The following is an 18,222-nucleotide window of genomic DNA, read 5'->3' as shown; positions in this document are numbered from 1 at the left end:
GATTTCAAATTTTAGATTTCGTCATAAATTGTACAAAAAAAGCTCCTTTCGGAGCTTTTTTTATTCTAAACTTAAAGTAATTTGACCATCATCGTCGAGTTGAATGTCACCTTCTTCAATATCGGTACTGCCTTCTACTTCCAACTCTTCAGGAATCACTTCTTCCGGTTCTTCATAAGGCAAAGGTTCCAATAAATTGACTTGTTTCAACTTATCGGTGGTCAATTGATTTCCGAGCGCTTTGAAGCCTTTTACGGCGATAAAATTTTCGATATCAACCGTTTGATTTTCTTTTTGAACTCCTTTGACTTTGGCAAAAACCAATTCCGCCATCGGACGATAATCGGTTGAAACAATTTCTAGTTGCGATTTTGGATGTTCCGTAATAAAGGTTTCTTCTTTGTTTTCGTTTTCTATCAAGAAACGCTTCACGTAATAACGCTCTTTTTCTCCATCATAATATATGGCAGAAATCGGTTTTTTTGGATGCCATTTTTCCAGAACCACCATGTCTTCATCGAAATGGGTAGATAGTTCCGGCGTGATGACTTTCAATTTTCCGGATTGAGAAATCACCAAAATCTTGTCGTTAGGTCTGAATTCTCCCAACAATTCTCCCCTGGCGTCCACATTCAGTTTTTGAACCGTGTCGTCAAACCAAATCTTTCTGGGTTTCAAGGTCGAAATTCCTTTTTCCTTGATTTCAATTTTTTTGATTGGATATTTGGAAACCAAATTCCCTTTCGAAGCGCGACCTTTGATGGCAATATTGGCAAAATCCACATCCCATTTCAGTTTTTTGATGCTTCCTATTTGGCGCAAAATAATAGTGATTACCTCCGCTTCGCCATTTGGATTACAAGTAAAATACAAGATTTGCGAGCCTTTGGTTTCATTGGTCAAATCGTATAATTTGTCGCGAGTAACTCCCGAAACGTTGAATCGTTTGATGTAAGATGGCCCCGATTTTCCGTCACGGTAAATCATGTTGTAAATCGTTCGCTTGTCGCTTTTATCGAAAATAGCCACGTGAATGATGTCTTTTCCAACGAATTTTTTTTCATCGACTTTGCAAATCATCATATTTCCATCACGGAGAAAAACAATCACGTCATCAATATCCGAACAATCCGTAACGTATTCATCTTTCTTCAATCCGGTTCCAATGAAACCTTCTTCCCTATTTACGTAAAGTTTTGTGTTTCGCAAAGCTACTTTGGTCGCTTCGATATTATCAAAACTTCGCAATTCGGTTTGACGTTCTCTTCCTTTTCCGTATTTCTCTTTTAATTTGGTGAAATAGGCAATGGCAAAATCGGTTAAGTTGGCCAAATTATGCTCTACTTCCTTCATTTCGTCTTCCAACTTGGCAATTAAATCATCGGCTTTATCAGAGTCAAAACGAGTAATACGAATCATTGGAATTTGAGTCAATCGCTGTAAATCATCATCGTTAATTTCCCTAACGAATGATTTTGCAAAAGGCTCAAATCGGTCGTACATATATTTGTAAAGTGATTCCCTATCGGAATACAATTTGAAATCAATGTACATTTCTTCACGAATGAAGATTTTTTCCAAAGTAGAAAAATGCCATTTATTTTTTAGTTCCTCCAGTTGAATTTCCAATTCAGCCTTGAGTAAATCAACCGTTCTGGCTGTCGAAATTTTCAACATATCCGAAACGCCCACAAACAACGGTTTGTTATCTTCAATCACACAACCCAATGGCGCAACCGAAGTTTCGCAAGCCGTGAAAGCAAACAAAGCATCGATGGTTTTGTCTGGAGAAACTCCTGGATAAAGATGAATCAATATCTCTACCTCAGCAGCGGTATTGTCTTCAATCTTTTTGATTTTAATCTTCCCTTTTTCATTAGCTTTCAAAATACTGTCAATCAAAGTCGTAGTATTTGTTGAAAACGGAATTTGGGTAATCACCAAAGTATTTTTGTCCAACTGGGCAATTTTGGCACGAACCCGAACCCGTCCACCACGCAATCCATCATTATAATTGGAAACATCGGCAATTCCCGCTGTCATAAAGTCGGGATAAATTGTAAATGGTTTTCCTTTCAAAATCTTTATGGAAGCATCTATTAATTCATTGAAGTTATGAGGCAACACTTTAGTTGATAAACCAACGGCAATCCCTTCAGCACCTTGCGCCAAAAGCAATGGGAATTTTACGGGAAGATTATTGGGTTCGGCACGACGGCCATCATAGGAAACACCCCAATCGGTGATTTTTGGAGAATACAAGACTTCCAAAGCAAATTTAGACAAACGTGCTTCGATATAACGAGAAGCCGCAGCACCATCGCCCGTGAGGATATTTCCCCAGTTTCCTTGACAATCTATCAGTAGTTCTTTCTGGCCAATTTGCACCATCGCATCACCAATACTCTGATCTCCGTGTGGATGGTATTGCATCGTGTGTCCCACAACGTTCGCTACTTTATTGTAACGGCCGTCATCCAATTCCTTAAGCGAGTGCATAATTCGGCGTTGAACGGGTTTGAAACCGTCCTCAATAGCAGGAACTGCTCGCTCGAGAATTACATAGGAAGCATAATCCAAAAACCAGTCTTTGTACATTCCTGTAACTTTGGTAATGGTATCTTCGCTGTTTTCGTCGTTCTCGTAGAAATGATTTCCTCCCGAAGTGATTATGTCTTCGAATCCTTCTTCGCTCGTGGACTCGGTTGACTCTTCGTTATTCTCGTCTTCGTTTGGAATGATGTTATCTTCTTCTTCGTCTTTCATTTATTTTGATTCCGAAATTAATTTTATTAAATCTTCCTTACTTGGAAGAACTGTTTTGTATTTACTGGCAAAGATTTGCTCGTTATTTTCTGGTAAAGTATATTCCACAACCAAGTCACTTTTGTTTTGACAAAGAACAATTCCAATGGTTTTGTTCTCGTCTTCCAATCGCATTTTTCTGTCGTAATAATTAACATACATTTGCATTTGACCTAAATCTTGATGTTTCAATTCTCCTATTTTTAAATCAATTAAAACAAAACTTTTTAAAACCCGATTATAAAAAACCAAATCAATTCGAAAGTGTTTATCGTCGAAAGTAATTCTTTGTTGACGCGCAACAAACGTAAATCCGTGACCTAATTCTAATAGAAAATGCTCTAGCTTACTAATGATTTCCGCCTCTAATTCCGTTTCAGAATACTGATGCAATTCTGGCAATCCAAGAAATTCTAGAATATACGGATCTTTGATAAGATCTTTTGGTTTCTCAATAATCTGGCCTTGTTCTGAAAGTTTTAAAACCCCTTCTTTGTCTCGACTCAAAGCCAATCTGGTATAAAGTGCCGAATCGTATTGTCGTTTTAATTCTCGAACACTCCAATTGTATTTTTCAGATTCTATTTCATAAAAACGTCTTTCCTTTTCATCGTCTATTCGCATTAAAAACGAATAATGAGACCACGTTAATTTGAAAAAGTCATATAATGTTTTCTGTAATTCAGAAATCGTAGACACTGTCTGCGTTTTTTGATATTTGAATTTCGTAGACGGTGTTGGCGAAATTGATAAATCTTCATTTACTGAAACTTCAGAATTCCGCAACACTGTTGCGGAATTCTTTATTTCCAATATCCGCAACAGTGATGCGGATTTTGAATAAATCAAATAAAAGTTTCTAATTCTTTCTAAAACATCAATAGAAAACCCTTTCCCAAATTCCTTTTTCAAATCTTGAGAAAGTCCTTTTAGAATTTGTTTACCATATTCTGCTCGGTCTTTTCCACTTTGTTCTTCTTCAACAATCATTCTTCCAATTTCGAAATACGTGCAAACCATAGTTGTGTTTACAGTACGCAAAACCTGTTGTCGGGCATTTTGCAATAGCTCAACTACTTGTTGGAACAACATTTTATTTTGAAGGTCTTTTGACAAATTTTTATTTTTAAACTTCTACTAACTCGCCTCTATCGTATCCAATTCCACCTTCAAATTATTGATAATGAATTCTTGTCGATCTGGCGTATTTTTTCCCATATAGAAAGACAACAATTGCTCTACCGAAGTATTTTTGTCCATCATAATTGGATCCAATCGAATGGTTTCGCCAATGAAATTCTTGAATTCGTCTGGCGATATTTCTCCCAAACCTTTAAATCGGGTGATTTCTGGTTTTGGTTTTAGTTTTTCAATGGCGTCTTTGCGTTCTTCTTCGGAATAGCAATAAATGGTTTCTTTCTTATTTCGAACCCTAAACAATGGTGTTTGCAGAATATACAAATGGTTTTCTTTGATTAATTCAGGAAAGAATTGAAGGAAGAAAGTAATCAACAATAATCGAATGTGCATTCCATCGACATCGGCATCTGTTGCGATCACGATGTTGTTGTAACGCAGGTTTTCCATATCGTCTTCGATATCCAAAGCCGCTTGCAACAAGTTGAATTCTTCGTTCTCATACACAATTTTCTTACTCATTCCGTAGGAGTTCAAAGGCTTACCTCGTAAACTAAAAACCGCTTGTGTATTTACATCACGTGATTTTGTGATGGAACCAGATGCCGAATCTCCCTCGGTAATGAAAAGCGTACTTTCTAAATTTCTTGGGTTTTTGGTATCGGTCAAATGCGCTCTACAATCGCGTAATTTCTTGTTGTGCAGATTGGCTTTCTTGGCTCTGTCTTTGGCTAATTTTCGAATACCGGATAATTCTTTACGCTCTCTTTCGGCTTGCAAAATCTTGCGAAGTAAAGCATCAGCCGTTTCTGGATTTTTGTGTAAATAACTGTCTAATTTATTTTTTACAAAATCATTGACAAAAGTACGAACCGATGGCATTCCAGGTTCCGAACCTATTTCTGTAGAACCTAATTTGGTTTTGGTTTGCGATTCGAAAACGGGTTCCATCACCTTGATGCTAATCGCTGTAACAATGGATTTTCGAACATCCGAAGCTTCGAATGGTTTGTTGTAATATTCTCGAATGGTTTTCACGATGGCTTCGCGATAAGCCGCCAAATGCGTTCCACCTTGAGTGGTATTTTGACCGTTTACAAAAGAGTGATATTCTTCTGAATATTGGGTTTTGCTATGCGTTAATGCAATTTCAATATCGCCTTCTTTCAAATGGATAATTGGATATTCTAAATCCTCTACATTAATGGTTTCTTCCAATAAATCTTTCAATCCATTTTCGGAAAAATATTTTTCGCCGTTGAATAAAATGGTTAAACCATTGTTGAGATAACAATAGTTTTTGAGCATCCGAATTACATATTCGTAACGGAATTTGTAATTCTTGAAAATGGTTTCATCTGGAATAAAAGTTACTTTGGTACCTTTTCGTTTGGTTGTGTCAATAATTTCCTCATCCAAAACCAGATTTCCAGCCGAGAATTCAGCGGCTTTTTGTTTCTCGTCACGAACCGATTCCACGCGAAAATAATGGGACAAAGCATTCACGGCTTTTGTTCCCACTCCATTCAAACCTACGGATTTCTTAAATGCCAGTGAGTCGTATTTTCCACCAGTATTCATCTTGGAAACCACGTCAATCACTTTTCCCAATGGGATTCCACGACCGTAATCGCGAACCGAAACCGTTTTGTCTTTGATAGTTACCTCGATGGTTTTTCCGGCGCCCATAACAAACTCGTCGATACAGTTGTCTAGGACTTCTTTGAGAAGAATATAAATTCCATCATCAGAAGAAGAACCATCTCCGAGTTTTCCGATATACATTCCGGGACGCATTCTGATGTGTTCCTTCCAGTCGAGTGAGCGTATATTGTCTTCGTTGTATTGAGCTTGATCTGACATTTTAAATTTTATCGATTTTAACTGCGTTCAATTCGGTCAATGCTTTTCGCATCGACCTCGGGTGTGCTAATATAGTATTTCTCGAAGTATTATAAAAGTGGTCTGCCTCAAAGTTATCAAGAATATTTTTGACAGTGGATTTTAGTTTACCGAACCCCATAGACTACTTTTGGATATTCTGATTGATGGAGTTTGATTTCGTCTCCATATGCGGTTGGCTTGGGCTTTATATTAGTAAAAAAAGATGTGTTTTTTTGGCACAATTCAAGGGTACCACAACCTAGGCTTATCTATGGCTTTGAGTAGGCTTTGAGTAGGCTTTGAGTGGGCTTTGAGTGGGAGTCACTATTTTTTTGATGACTCGTCCTGAAATAGCTATACCGTGTTTGTTTCATCTTGATTATTTCTAGGCTATTACTTCATTCTAATCCTTCTTTCTAAAACCAAAAAACCACGAATATCAACTCGTGGTTTTTCTTATTTCACAAAAATCTCTTTCAATTGACCAATGATGTTTCCTCCTCCGGAAATGGTGATTTCTCCAATTTTATCGGCGATTTTCTCTACATATTCCATTTCTTTCAATTTCCACAACATTTCGTTTTCCTCCATCAATTTGGCGGTATTCAACAAACTTCTGGTTGCCGCGGTTTCTTCTCTTCGCATAATGCTGTTGGCTTGTGCCTTTTTTTCGGCTACCAAGACCTGGTTCATAATTTCTTTCATATCGCCAGGCAAGATCACGTCCCTGATTCCCGCATCGGAAACTGCCAAACCTAAATCACTGATTTTGGTCGCAACTTCTTCCAAAATAGCCGAAGCGATGGTGTCTTTCTTGCTCAACAATTCGTCCAAAGTCAAGCTTCCGACAAAGGCTCTCAACGCCAATTGCATTAAAACGTACAATTGCTTTTCGAAATCCTTGTTGGTTACCAAGGCTTTTAAAATATCCGTAACTTGGTATCTCACGTAGAAATTGATTCTCAAACCGGCTTTGTCCTTGGTCAATAATTCCTGACCCGAGATTTCCAATTGTTGTTGTCTCCTATCCGCTGTTTTGACCTCGATGGTGGTGCTGTTGTTCCAGAAATAGTGGGTTCCCGCAGCCAATTCTTTGACGTAAGTTCCGTTCACAAACAACAAGGCTTTGTCATTGCTCGATACCATAAACTTTCTCACGAAAGCTCTCAACTTTGCCGTTTCGAACAAAAACATTGGAATTTGCTCCGTGATTTCCACCTTGGATAAATCTATTCTGGAGAAATAGGTATTGGTTACTCCTTTCCAAAAAGCATAGGTTCCTGCGGTCAAAACCTCCTTGAAATTCCCATTTACAAATTGCAACACAATTTCACTATCAGCCACTTCAATTACTTCTAACATTGCTGCCAAGGCTTCATTTTGAATCAAGATGTTGAATTCATAAGGCGATTGGAAAGCGACTGTTTTTTCGTAAATCCTTACTTGTTTGTCTCCAAAAATCCATTGTGAACCTTCTTTTATCACGTTTACCAATTTTCTGTTTTCGAATACCAAACCTACTTGGTAGGCATCGATTGTAATTCTTTGTATCATAATTTTTTATTTTTAATTCCAGTTTTTTAATTCATTGAGTGCAATTGATTTTTTTTAAACGCATAGAAACATAGCTATTGATGGTTTTAATTAGGCGTTTCACTTATTTTTAAGAAAACATAAGTTAAGTAGTAACTGCCAATTGGTTCAACTCAATCTGTTTCTAAGCCTTTCATTTTTTATTTCAAAAAATTCAATAATTGCACCTAACAAGTTTTATTTTCTCTTTTAAATAAGAAAACCGTTTGTCTTTCTCCTCTTGAAAAAACGGAAGAATTGTTTGTATTTGCATTGCTTCAATTGTTTTGCGGTTGTCTTTTGAAAAAGTAATTCCGTGAATTACATCCTCAATCAAACCGAAAAGAAAGGAAGTCTTAACCTCTATATTTCAATTCCTGCTGGTTTCTCGCCAGTGTACGCTTTGGATTTTGCAACCCTAATTGTACTGACAAAGACAAATCAGTTTTTTTGTGGTACATCTTTTTAAGAGTGATGTGCTCTAGCGACAACCATCCGTCAAATCGAACCAAAATCGATTGCAGGATTCGAACCTGCGATCTTTCTATTGTTCTAACCAACTGAACTATTCCGATTGCTCGGAAGCGGGAATCGAACCCACGCCCCATAGAGTGGGACCGTTTTTTGGAAAACAGCCAAAAACCTCCAAATCAAGTTGCATAGAAAAACCTAATACGCTTTCGCGAAAAGTTCCCTACAATGGTGTTATATAGAAACACGCAACAGGACTTGTTTGATATTTTTTAGTTTATAAAAGAACTTGTTTTATTTCTTGAGCAAATATTCAAAAAGGAGTGCGCAAGGATTTTGCGTAGTGAAAAAGATTTTTCTAAAAATGAAAAAAGCGTCCTGAATTGGGACGCTTTTTGGGGAATGAATTTGATGTTAATCCAATTTTTTATCAATTTGATTTAAAATTGTTGGGTCTTGAATTTCATTGTCTTTGGCTAACAAAAGTACTTTTGACATCACCTCTGCCGATTTTGGATCATCATCTGCAAATGGTAAAAATAAACGACCTCGGTGTTGCGAATGCACTGGTAAAATAGACAAATACTTCCCTGGGACTTGATGCACAATAGCACTTCCAAGGTGTACGCTATAATTTGCCATTTTACCTTCAATTAAAGCGTGATTGACTTTGATTTCTACATTATTAATTTTGAACAATCGCAAGGTTTCACGAAGTAAAACGGCTCTCATTTCTATCGATGAATGGCTGGCTTCTGGATCGACTCCGCCTACGTGAGCCACACTAACTACTAAGTCAATATCGCGCATTACTTCTGAAAATATTCTTGGGTTAATGTCTGCAAATGGAATGTTTTTATAATCTTTCAGCGAATGAAATTCGATTGTTTCCAGTGTTGGACTTTCTACATCGGCAGGAGAAAACCAATCGGCCATCGCATACAGTTTGACTTGAAAACCTTCTTTGTGAAATACTTTTTGCAAACCCTCTTCATAATCGACTTTCCATCCTTTATTTTTTAGTAAAGCCAATGTTTGTTTGGGATGCACTTGATGTCCTGCATAGCGTCTCGAAATAGATTGCTCTTTTAATTCATCAGTGGTTGGGACATATAATTCTCTAAATATTTGTTTGAAAGGCTGTTTTAATTGATTGTCAAAACTATACTTTTGAAAATCAGTCCAAACTTTATTTTGGTGCAAATCAAAGCAATGGGCAATTCTGAAAGTTGAATTTTCATTTAATGGAATTAGCTCTCCTTGGGCACTGATAAGGGTTCCATTTGCATAAAAACCTATTTCGTTAGTATTTGTTATAAAAACTAATTTCTCTAAATGCTTCGAAATTACCGGATGCTCAAATAGATTTTCCATTTCAGCAAACAGGAATTCATCGCCTCTAATCATCGCTTCTTCCAAGCCTTTTTTAGAACGAGTCCATTGCTCTCGCATTGTCTTGCGGTGCTTGCCTAATTCTATAATTGCTGTTTCTTTTTTTAGTTTTGCTGGAATTGACTTTAATTCTTTTCCTTCCTTAAATGTTATTAGTTCGGCTTTTCCTTCTTTGTCAATTGTTAGACCAATAGTGATGTCGTCAAAATTTACTTCGGTTTCATTAGAAAGGATTTTTTGAACTTGCTTGGTTTCCATAGCCCAAGTTAAGCGAACTGGATCTGGATAACCTGCATTTCGAGCTAGATTTTCTAAAGCAATTCGAATGGCAAGTGCCTCGCTTGTTTGCTTCATCGAACCAAATTCTTTACTTTCTTTTTTAAATTGCTGAATGTATTCGTATCTTGCCAAAACATCTTTTTCAGCATTCGCTTTACTCAATGGTACCAATCCATACACTCTTAAATAATCTTGATCTCGTTTGTCTTTTACTTTTGCAGTAACTTCTCTTATTTTTAAATCCCCTGTCAAGGTATCTGCATACAATCGGGCTCTTCTATGTCCGTTTCCGTCTGTAACGAATTTGGCTGCTTCATATAGAATTTCCCATTTGGCTTTGCCTAATAGTTTATAAGCCGATATAAACCAGTTTTTATCTACAGCACCATCCTTAAAATCCTGTAAATCGATGGCAGAGTATTTGGCGACTTCACTTTCTAATTCAGAGTTAACAGCACCGTAAGCGGCTGTTTTAGTGTGTGCGTGCAACCACCAAATGCCTGAGTCAAGCCCTTTCCAATCGAGATAATTACTGATGAATTTTTGCCATTGTGGAGCATAAATCGCAGCTTGAATTAATCGTTCTTCGGTTATTTTTTCCTTGGTAATTAAGTTGTTGAAATTTTCTTGGGTGTCTGATGCTAAAGGATAACATCGTTTTAATAAAAAGCTGAATAATTTTTGTTTGTTTAATTCTGTGTAACCCCAAGAATAGATGTAGCCTTTGTATAGACTGGTTTTGCCCAAAGCGGTAAGTAGTTGTACAAATCGAAGGGTTCCGTATATTTTTTCAAAACTCTTGACTAGATGAGTAACCGAAGTGTTTGAGTCACCTCGTTTCACTTCAATGTCTAAAAAGGTATTTCGAATGTTGTCTATCATTGGAGTTATGAAAGGGAAATTTTTTACTAAATTTTCGCTTTCAAAATGTTGATAGTGTTTCTTTTCGGCTGTTAAAACTGATAATCGGTCACTATCTAAAATTCCTTCGTATAATTCTCCTTCTGTTATTAATTTTTGCTCAAAAGCAATGCAATACAAGTAAATGGGTGGTTTGCTGTAGGCTGTATTTTCCTTTAAACCAGACCATTGTCGCCATCTGTAAAGATTCCACACTTTGTTTTTTTGTTCCTCGGTTAAGACATTTAAATCTATGGCGTTCAAATAGATATTTAAATCGCTTTGGTTTTGCCAGCCATCTCCTTTATTGTTATTGTAGTAATATTCATTTTTTTTAGGCTTGTATTTGAATTCTACAATAGATTTTGGGAAATCTGAAAATAAATTAGAACAAGCATCAATTAAAAATTCCTGACTTTCTTTGAATGGATATTTTAATTGTAAAGCATTTATAATTTTAATAATTGGATGGTTCCAATGATAGTTGTTTTTGGCAGGGTTTGGGAAGTCTTTTTGGTAATAATAAACATTTTTTTCTAAAAAACTCCTGTAATCCGATTGCTCACAATCTCTCGCAAGTGTTGCTAAAAACAAATCTCTTGGTTCTAATTTGGAATTTTCAAACCAGTTGGACCAAACTTCAAACAGAGGGTAGTTTTTAGATTTTTCATCGGCAGTAGCGTTGTCTGATAGTTTTTTTATTTGAGAAAAGTTGTTTCCTAAAAGGACTGTTTCCTTTGAATTGTCATTGTATTCCAACTCATATTCATAATTTTTATTGGCTTCAAATAATTCATAAAGCTTTGAAAAATCAGCTTTTATTTGAGATAATGGTTTCGAAAAACCGTATTTTTCTTTTTTTGTAGCAGTAGTAAAGATTGAATTGATTTCGGGTTTGGGCAAGGCGTAGTTTGAAATTTCTTTTGGATTATAAAAACCAAAACCATTTTCTGGACAAAGCAATTCTTTGTTTTCGGTTGGTGCTAATTGCTCGATGAATTTCAATTCTTTTTCGGTAATTTTTGGTCGAATGGCATATTCTTTTACCCAATGGTTTACCTTTTTAGATAACTTATCCTTTTTTTGTAATTGTAGTATTAAATCTAATGCCGACATACGTTGTTCTAAATCACCATTATTCAAAATTTTATCTACAAAAGAGGCTATTTTTTTATCTTCCTGCTGGAGAATTATCGCAATTAAATTTTTCTTTAAATTAGAATTTTTACGTTTGAATAATTCTTGAAACGAGTCTAATTCTTCTTCATTTAGCGTTACTTTTTTTAAGACACAAATGGCCGAAGTAATGATAGATTCTCCTCTGTCTTTTAGAATGCGTAAAGCAAAATTTCTTTGAAAATCAGTAGGTAATTCAGTAGTTTTTTGACTGATTTCATTTAAGTTGTAATGAGAGTAGCAGTAATATTCTCCCAAAATCTTTTGTGTTAACTTCTCTCTTAATTGGATCGAAAATCCTTCAAAATGATTTAGAATGGTATCTAGTCGTTCTTTATAATCTCCTATTAAATTAATGGCAGACGCATACAAACTGTCTTTTTCGAATTTTATAGTTAACCACGAAAAGACTTTCCCTTCAAAAGTGGTGTCTTTTGCATTGATTGTTTGAGCTAGATGGTATGTTTTTTCAAAAAAGTTAGGGTAATCGTCATTGTCAATAAAAAATTTCGATTTCGTATTGGCATCTAATAGTGCATTCATTCTTGGAATTGCAAAGGCCAAAACTTGTAAATTTCCATCGTTCAAAGCCTTGAAATACAAAGGCATTTCGATGTAAGGGTCGTTTGTTTCGCCTGCAAATTTAAGAGCCAGACACTTTTTTTCTATTGTTCCTTTTTCCAAAAGTTCGTGCAAATAAGGAACTGTTTTTTCTATATCCTGAACGCCTTGTACCCAAAGTGCCATATACACTTCGTTATTATTCTTGCTGTGAATTCCAACCGGAATTGATTCAGGATTGGAGAAATAGGTAGCAGCCAGTTGAATGATATTTCGAACCGTAGTTTCCTTTTCGGATTCCCATCCTAAACCCGTCCAAGTGTCAATAGCTCTCACCACTGATGAAAAGCGGGTTAGTTTATTATCGACTATGACTTTAATCATATATTCTAATGCACCGATAGCCGTTTCATCCAATGCTTCTAAAACAGTTTGACGCAACCCTTCTTGGCGTTGTGCTGCCAGTAATAATTTTTCGACTAATTGCCAAGATTCTTTTTTATCACTGTTTAAAAGTGCTTTAATACCATTTCGAGATACTTTTCCAACGGTATCGGTGTTGAAAATAATAGCTTCAAAAAGCTGAAACAGTTTCTCGTCTCCCAAATCAATGGCGGCAGACCAAACCATAAATTGATTTGGTGAGTTGGTTATTTCTGTGTCGTAGCGAATTTGTTCTTCAAACGATAAATTATAATAAGTAGTTTTGTTTTGATAGCTATATGAATATGGCGCAGCAATTATCGAACGAAGAAAATTAATTTGATTGACCAGTAGGTATTTTTTATTGTTTGGTGCTCTAAAAGAACGTCTGGCATAACCATTTTGATACATTTTTTGAGGCAATCTATTCCAAGCTTCTTTTACATATTTGGCTTTATCGGCATCAAAAAAATAGATCAACAATTCATAATAATCACTGTCGTTCCAAAGATCTTCTTTGATCCATTTTTCAAATTCTTTAAGCTCTTTCGAACCTAGAGAGACATATATAGCGTTATAATTGTCTTTGAGCTTTAGTAAATGTAAACCAAATTCGGCTACTTCTTTTTTTAGCCTGTTTTTTGAAAATATTTTAGACAATAAACTACCATTGACAATTTCTTCTAATTCTCTTTTGTATTGTACAATTGGATTTTCAATAATTTTGCTTTTAAGAACAGCTTCTACAGACATATTTTTGGATTAAAGTTTCGATTCAGATTGATATTTTTTATTATTACCAGTAGCTTCCTGCTAAAAAGGTGAGCCGAATAAATGTTAGTGTTTTATTCAATGATAAATCGATAGAAAGGGATAAATCGTTGAGTTCGTCATCGCCATAAAAAACAGCATATAGTCCGTCTTCAAAAGCTAAAATAGCGTTTTGTTGTGCTACCAACGAATCGATTTTGTTATGATTGTATAACGCGCCAAAACCTAGTTTTCCAGTATCGGTCAATAGGGGTAAATAATTTTCTTTGGGTAAATGAATCTGATCTTCGTCATCCCATTCAAATGATGCAGCATTGAAAAGTTTTATTTGATGTTCTACCACTAATTCTATAAGAGAGCGAACTGTTATAATTGAATCAGTTGTGTTGAGGTTAAGGATGTTTTCTTTAAGGAGAGGTTGCTTTTTTCCTAGTTGTTTTACCGTTAGTGTGAGATTCATTTTTAGAGAATGAGAAAGGTTTGTGAAACGGCATACAATGTAGTAAATTATTTATACAAATCTTCTCGTATCTGTATTAAATTTTCAATAGCTTTTTCAACATTGGGGCTTTCAGGCAAGTAAGAAGTTTCACAATGATTTTCAATGGATTCGATTAAATTATCTGCCATTTCGAGTAAATCATCATATTCTTTATTTCCAGCTTTTATGTCGAGTAATTCCTCCCGATTTGAAACTCTGATATTTAATTTTCCGGTTGATAGAATTTTTTCAGCGGTTTGCAATAATCGGATGGTGTGCATCATATTTTTGCTGTCGTAATTCTTGCCGTGTTGCTGATTTGTATTATAGCGTTCTTCATTACGTTTCTCCATCCAATCCCAGTATTCTTTATATTCTTTGCAATATTTCGAATAACCATCTTGATTGCAAGACAAATAAGCCACTTCTTTTTCTCCTTTTGGGATTGACGACAAGGACACTTCATTGGAATTTTCGTTTTTAATAATACCACGATAACCCAAAGTGTTGTTTTGGTCATAAAACAGTGCATACATCCCTTTAGAATTAGGCATATTGATTAAACCACAACGTTCCTGAACGAAAGCTTTTGCTGCCAACCATTGCGAAAGTGTAACCGAATCATAGCCTTGCACGACGTAACAAAAATCCAACAGGGTTTTCTTTTGCTTTTCCATTGGGTTGACAATTTTCTTTTTCAATCCCCTTGCCTTTTTGATTTGGGTGACGGCATAACCTGCAAAAGCATCTTTGCACAATTTAGACAAGAAATCTTCTATCTTCAAACGCTCCATTAACGGATGTTTATACAAAACACAATCTTCTGGCGATGCCAAAATCTCCAGTATATTAGGATTGTTTTTGAGCAACAATTCTACAAAACGACCTATTTCATAATACACCTCATCATTGGTTTCATTACTTATTTGCGGAATATAATCGAGCCCAAAGAATTTTTCTTTAGGTAAATAATACACGCCTTTGATGTCCGTATCTGAAGTTGGTGTATCTAAGCCAAAGGATTTACTTCCCGAAATAACTTCGAAAAGGATTAGGTTTTGGGATTTTAGGTTTTGGATAGTCATCGAATTATATAAATTTAATGTCTTTTAATGGGTTGTTTTCATTATAATCATCATCTTTTAAGTTAAATCGTATATCCATAAACTCTTTTATTGCATTCAAATTTGGAGTATGAGATTTACTTTCTAAGCCATAAGATTGTATTATTGAGGCAAAGCTTATATTAAATTGTGCTTTAAATTCCTTAGTCTTAAATGCTTTCAATGGAAATTCTACATAACAATCTTTCTCATCCATATCATGGTACTTTCTTAACATTAGTTTGAAATATTCAGCGATTTCTTCGGGATTATCAGAGTCAAATTTCTCAAATTTATTAATCTTATAATTTATTATAAAATTAAAAATGTTCAAAATTATTTGCCAGTCTTTCCATCCTTCTTTCCTTAACTCATTAATAAAATCAGGAAATTCTTTATCCATCTTCAATTTTTCAAGTGTAATGTGAATGGAATTGTGTACATTATTAAATCTATTTTTAATGGCTTCGATAGCTCTTTCATAAGTATATTTTTCACTCAAAGTAGCATTCCATTTCATTATCTTATTTTCCTTTGGCATTGAAAGATTGTCAAATTCAATATCTAAAAAATCTGTTTTTTTAGAGAAATCAAAATCCTCCACTGTGTAAATATCTCTATGTATCCTTTGATATAGATTTACTGTAATTTGTTTTCCGTCTAAACCTCTATCTTTAATAAAATCGAAAAACATAGTTCTGAATTCATTTTCTTTTAGGAGGCTGATTCTATTGAGGATAAATTGGAGGGAAACTGTATTATATACTGTATGTTGATTTATTTTTTCAGGATTAGGATTGTCAAAATGATTTATGAATACTGTCCATTTCGTAATATCATTTGAATCATGTTGAACTGGTGGTTTTTGAACATCTGACAAAACCAATTCAACTTCAATAGTACTTTTTAATAAATGAAAGTCAGCTTCATAAAGTGATATTTCAGTTAAAATAATTTGAATTGTTGATATGAATTCTTCTGCTACCGAAGTTGTTTCAAAGCTATTCTCAAAACTAATTTTCCACAAACATCCTAATGCAAAAAAATCGATTGTCCTATTTTTTCCTATATCATTCAATGGGAAATCATTAAAATCTCTATTCAACACTTTATTAAACTTTTCATCTGTGTCTAATTCTTTATTAATAGAATTGAATATTGGTTTCACAATTTCTTCTCCTATATAATCAAGTGCTTTAATTTGACTTTCTACAAAAATGGAAAACTGAGAGGACAATCTTTTCATTGCATACAATATAAAAGCCATTCTCTGAGTTATTTTTCCTTCTTCAAGGCAATCAGGATTTTCAAGGTTTGATTGGTCTCTCAAGTATATGTATTTATAATATATCTCTAAAGCATTAAACCAAGAACCGCTTTTATAATCAGCATAAAACATCATAGCAAAGCTTTTTTCAGTATGCTTTATAAATTCATTGTTGATACTCATTCGAAATGCGCAAAGTGCATAATATTTCCCCGCAAAATTCATCCCTAATGAAGAGTATAGTTGAGAAATATTAAGCAGTCCTAAAATAAACCCTTCAATCGTATCAGCTTGTTGATAGTTATCTTTTGCTTTATGAAAACTTTCTAACGCTTTTAACAAGCCAAATGAATAAGACGTTTTCAAAAAAGCTACTCCTTTTTCAACTTGTTGGTGAGCCAAACGTACTTTACCTTCTCTTTTCTCTACAAATGGATAGAGTTTCTCTGAAAACCCTTCTAGCTCTCTAATTAAACCAGATTTATCTTCAGGATCAATATTGATGAAAGATTTGATATATTTATTTATCCTATCGCCAAATTGAGATACTTTAAAAAGAGGAGCTTCATCTATAAAGTTTAAAATATCTTCAAAACATTTTAAAAAATCTTGATTTTTCCTAAATAAACTTGAAAGCAATAAAAAATTTCCTTTTTCCTCCAATAAGTGACACTTTTCATTAACATCTACAGTAAATTCTAATGCTTTACAAATTACCCTATAAAGTTGAATACACCATTCTCTAAATTCTTCATTCGTTACAGATATTTTTCCTTCTAAAACTGGGGGCATTATGAGATTTAAAATAGTTTGACAATATTCTAAATCATCAATGTTTTTTAGAGAATTAATATTTCTAAAATAATATCTAATAGCTTCTTCAAAACCTGCTAAATTCCCTGTAGGACGTTGCCTATTTGAGAGATTTTCATAATCAACTTCGTGAAATTCATTATTTAGAAAAATTAATTCGTAGATAGCTTTTCTTTTATAAATTTCTTGTAGGTTATTATCATTAACATAGAAATCAAGTAACTTATTCCAAATTTCTTTATGCCTTATTAGATACTTTTTCCTTCTACAATAATTTACTAAATCAATTATTTCATAAAATTCTCCAATTCTAAAATCATCAATTTTTTCGAACTTGCTGTAATATTCATATTTTCTTGAATACCATTTATCTTCTTCATTTCCTATATCTAATATCAATAAATCTAAATCTCTTGTTGTAAGTTTTCTATCATCGTGTTTTTCTTGAGACGCTTTTGTGAAGACTCTCTCCAATAGAACCCCAAAAACTTGCTTTATATTATCATTATCAATTTTATAATCTAAATCAATTAAGACGTTTTCGATTCTCGATTTTGCATTTTCAAATTCAACATCAGATTCTTCATTTAAGAATTTCCATTTTATAAGCTTTATAAAGCTTATCCAAAATTCATCATCAATTTTTTCAAAAACAGAAATTGCCTCTTTTACTATTTCTTCATTATCATCTTTTGTTATTGTTTTCTTCTGGTCTTTTATGTAGGTAGTTACTATTTCTTTAACTTTTTGCGAAATCCTTTGAAGCCGCTCTTCATTTAAACTTTCTTGATTATCAAACCATTCTCTCAATAAATCCGCTTCATTGTTTGAATAGGCTTTTGCTATATTTGAATTAGTTTCAAATACAAATTCTTTATCAAATGAGTAATATTCTGATTTGACATGAAGCATAAAAAAATGCGCAATACACTTAATTATCTCTTCGCTTTTAAACGAGAAATTACTTGAATAAAGTTTAATTTGACGGAATTTAACTGAATTATCAAATTTGTTTTTATGAAAAATATCTTCTTCATACTCACAAAAAATATCTTCTTCTACAACATTTTTAAGGTTATTTGCCCATGCCTCAAGCGTTATTAATGTTTGGTAATTATAACCTCTTTGAGATGCAAACGCATCTGTATTTTTGGAAAATATGTGTAATTTATTATAGTGCATTTAAT

8 protein-coding genes and 1 tRNA gene are annotated in these 18,222 nt (G+C 34.2%); all 9 read right to left on the bottom strand.

Translation table 11 applies throughout. From position 1 onward, the window contains the following. Positions 1 to 60: 60 nt before the first annotated feature. The 9 genes from OZP13_RS03660 to OZP13_RS03620 all read right to left on the bottom strand — a co-directional run bounded on the left by OZP13_RS03660 (position 61) and on the right by OZP13_RS03620 (position 18,217). Entirely contained in the window at positions 61 to 2,766 is a 2,706-nt protein-coding gene (locus tag OZP13_RS03660) for a DNA gyrase/topoisomerase IV subunit A (RefSeq protein ID WP_281298704.1), read from the bottom strand. Next, positions 2,767 to 3,921, bottom strand: coding sequence for a PDDEXK nuclease domain-containing protein (locus OZP13_RS03655; protein WP_269242436.1), 1,155 nt, complete (start codon positions 3,919 to 3,921; stop codon positions 2,767 to 2,769). Between the two features lie 21 nt (positions 3,922 to 3,942). Beyond that, positions 3,943 to 5,805: a DNA topoisomerase IV subunit B gene (locus OZP13_RS03650; protein WP_269242435.1), complete on the bottom strand. Its 1,863-nt coding sequence runs from the start codon at positions 5,803 to 5,805 to the stop codon at positions 3,943 to 3,945. Between the two features lie 477 nt (positions 5,806 to 6,282). After that, complete coding sequence (locus OZP13_RS03645) at positions 6,283 to 7,380, bottom strand: slipin family protein (RefSeq protein ID WP_281298703.1); 1,098 nt, start codon at positions 7,378 to 7,380, stop codon at positions 6,283 to 6,285. Between the two features lie 528 nt (positions 7,381 to 7,908). Then, positions 7,909 to 7,974, bottom strand: a tRNA-Ser gene (locus OZP13_RS03640). A gap of 309 nt (positions 7,975 to 8,283) precedes the next feature. After that, positions 8,284 to 13,353, bottom strand: coding sequence for a DUF4132 domain-containing protein (locus OZP13_RS03635; protein WP_281298702.1), 5,070 nt, complete (start codon positions 13,351 to 13,353; stop codon positions 8,284 to 8,286). 43 nt (positions 13,354 to 13,396) lie between these two features. Continuing rightward, positions 13,397 to 13,831: a hypothetical protein gene (locus OZP13_RS03630; RefSeq protein ID WP_269242423.1), complete on the bottom strand. Its 435-nt coding sequence runs from the start codon at positions 13,829 to 13,831 to the stop codon at positions 13,397 to 13,399. Positions 13,832 to 13,878: 47 nt separating this feature from the next. Next, complete coding sequence (locus OZP13_RS03625) at positions 13,879 to 14,937, bottom strand: nucleotidyltransferase domain-containing protein (protein WP_269242421.1); 1,059 nt, start codon at positions 14,935 to 14,937, stop codon at positions 13,879 to 13,881. A gap of 4 nt (positions 14,938 to 14,941) precedes the next feature. Next, the gene (locus OZP13_RS03620) at positions 14,942 to 18,217 is read right to left on the bottom strand and encodes a dsDNA nuclease domain-containing protein (protein ID WP_281298701.1); all 3,276 of its coding nucleotides are present in this window, start codon (positions 18,215 to 18,217) and stop codon (positions 14,942 to 14,944) included. Positions 18,218 to 18,222 lie beyond the last annotated feature (5 nt).

Source organism: Flavobacterium limnophilum, assembly GCF_027111315.2.
In the GTDB taxonomy this organism is placed as follows: domain Bacteria; phylum Bacteroidota; class Bacteroidia; order Flavobacteriales; family Flavobacteriaceae; genus Flavobacterium; species Flavobacterium limnophilum.
Note: the sequence above shows the minus strand (reverse complement) of the source record. Positions and strands in the feature narration are given on the sequence as shown.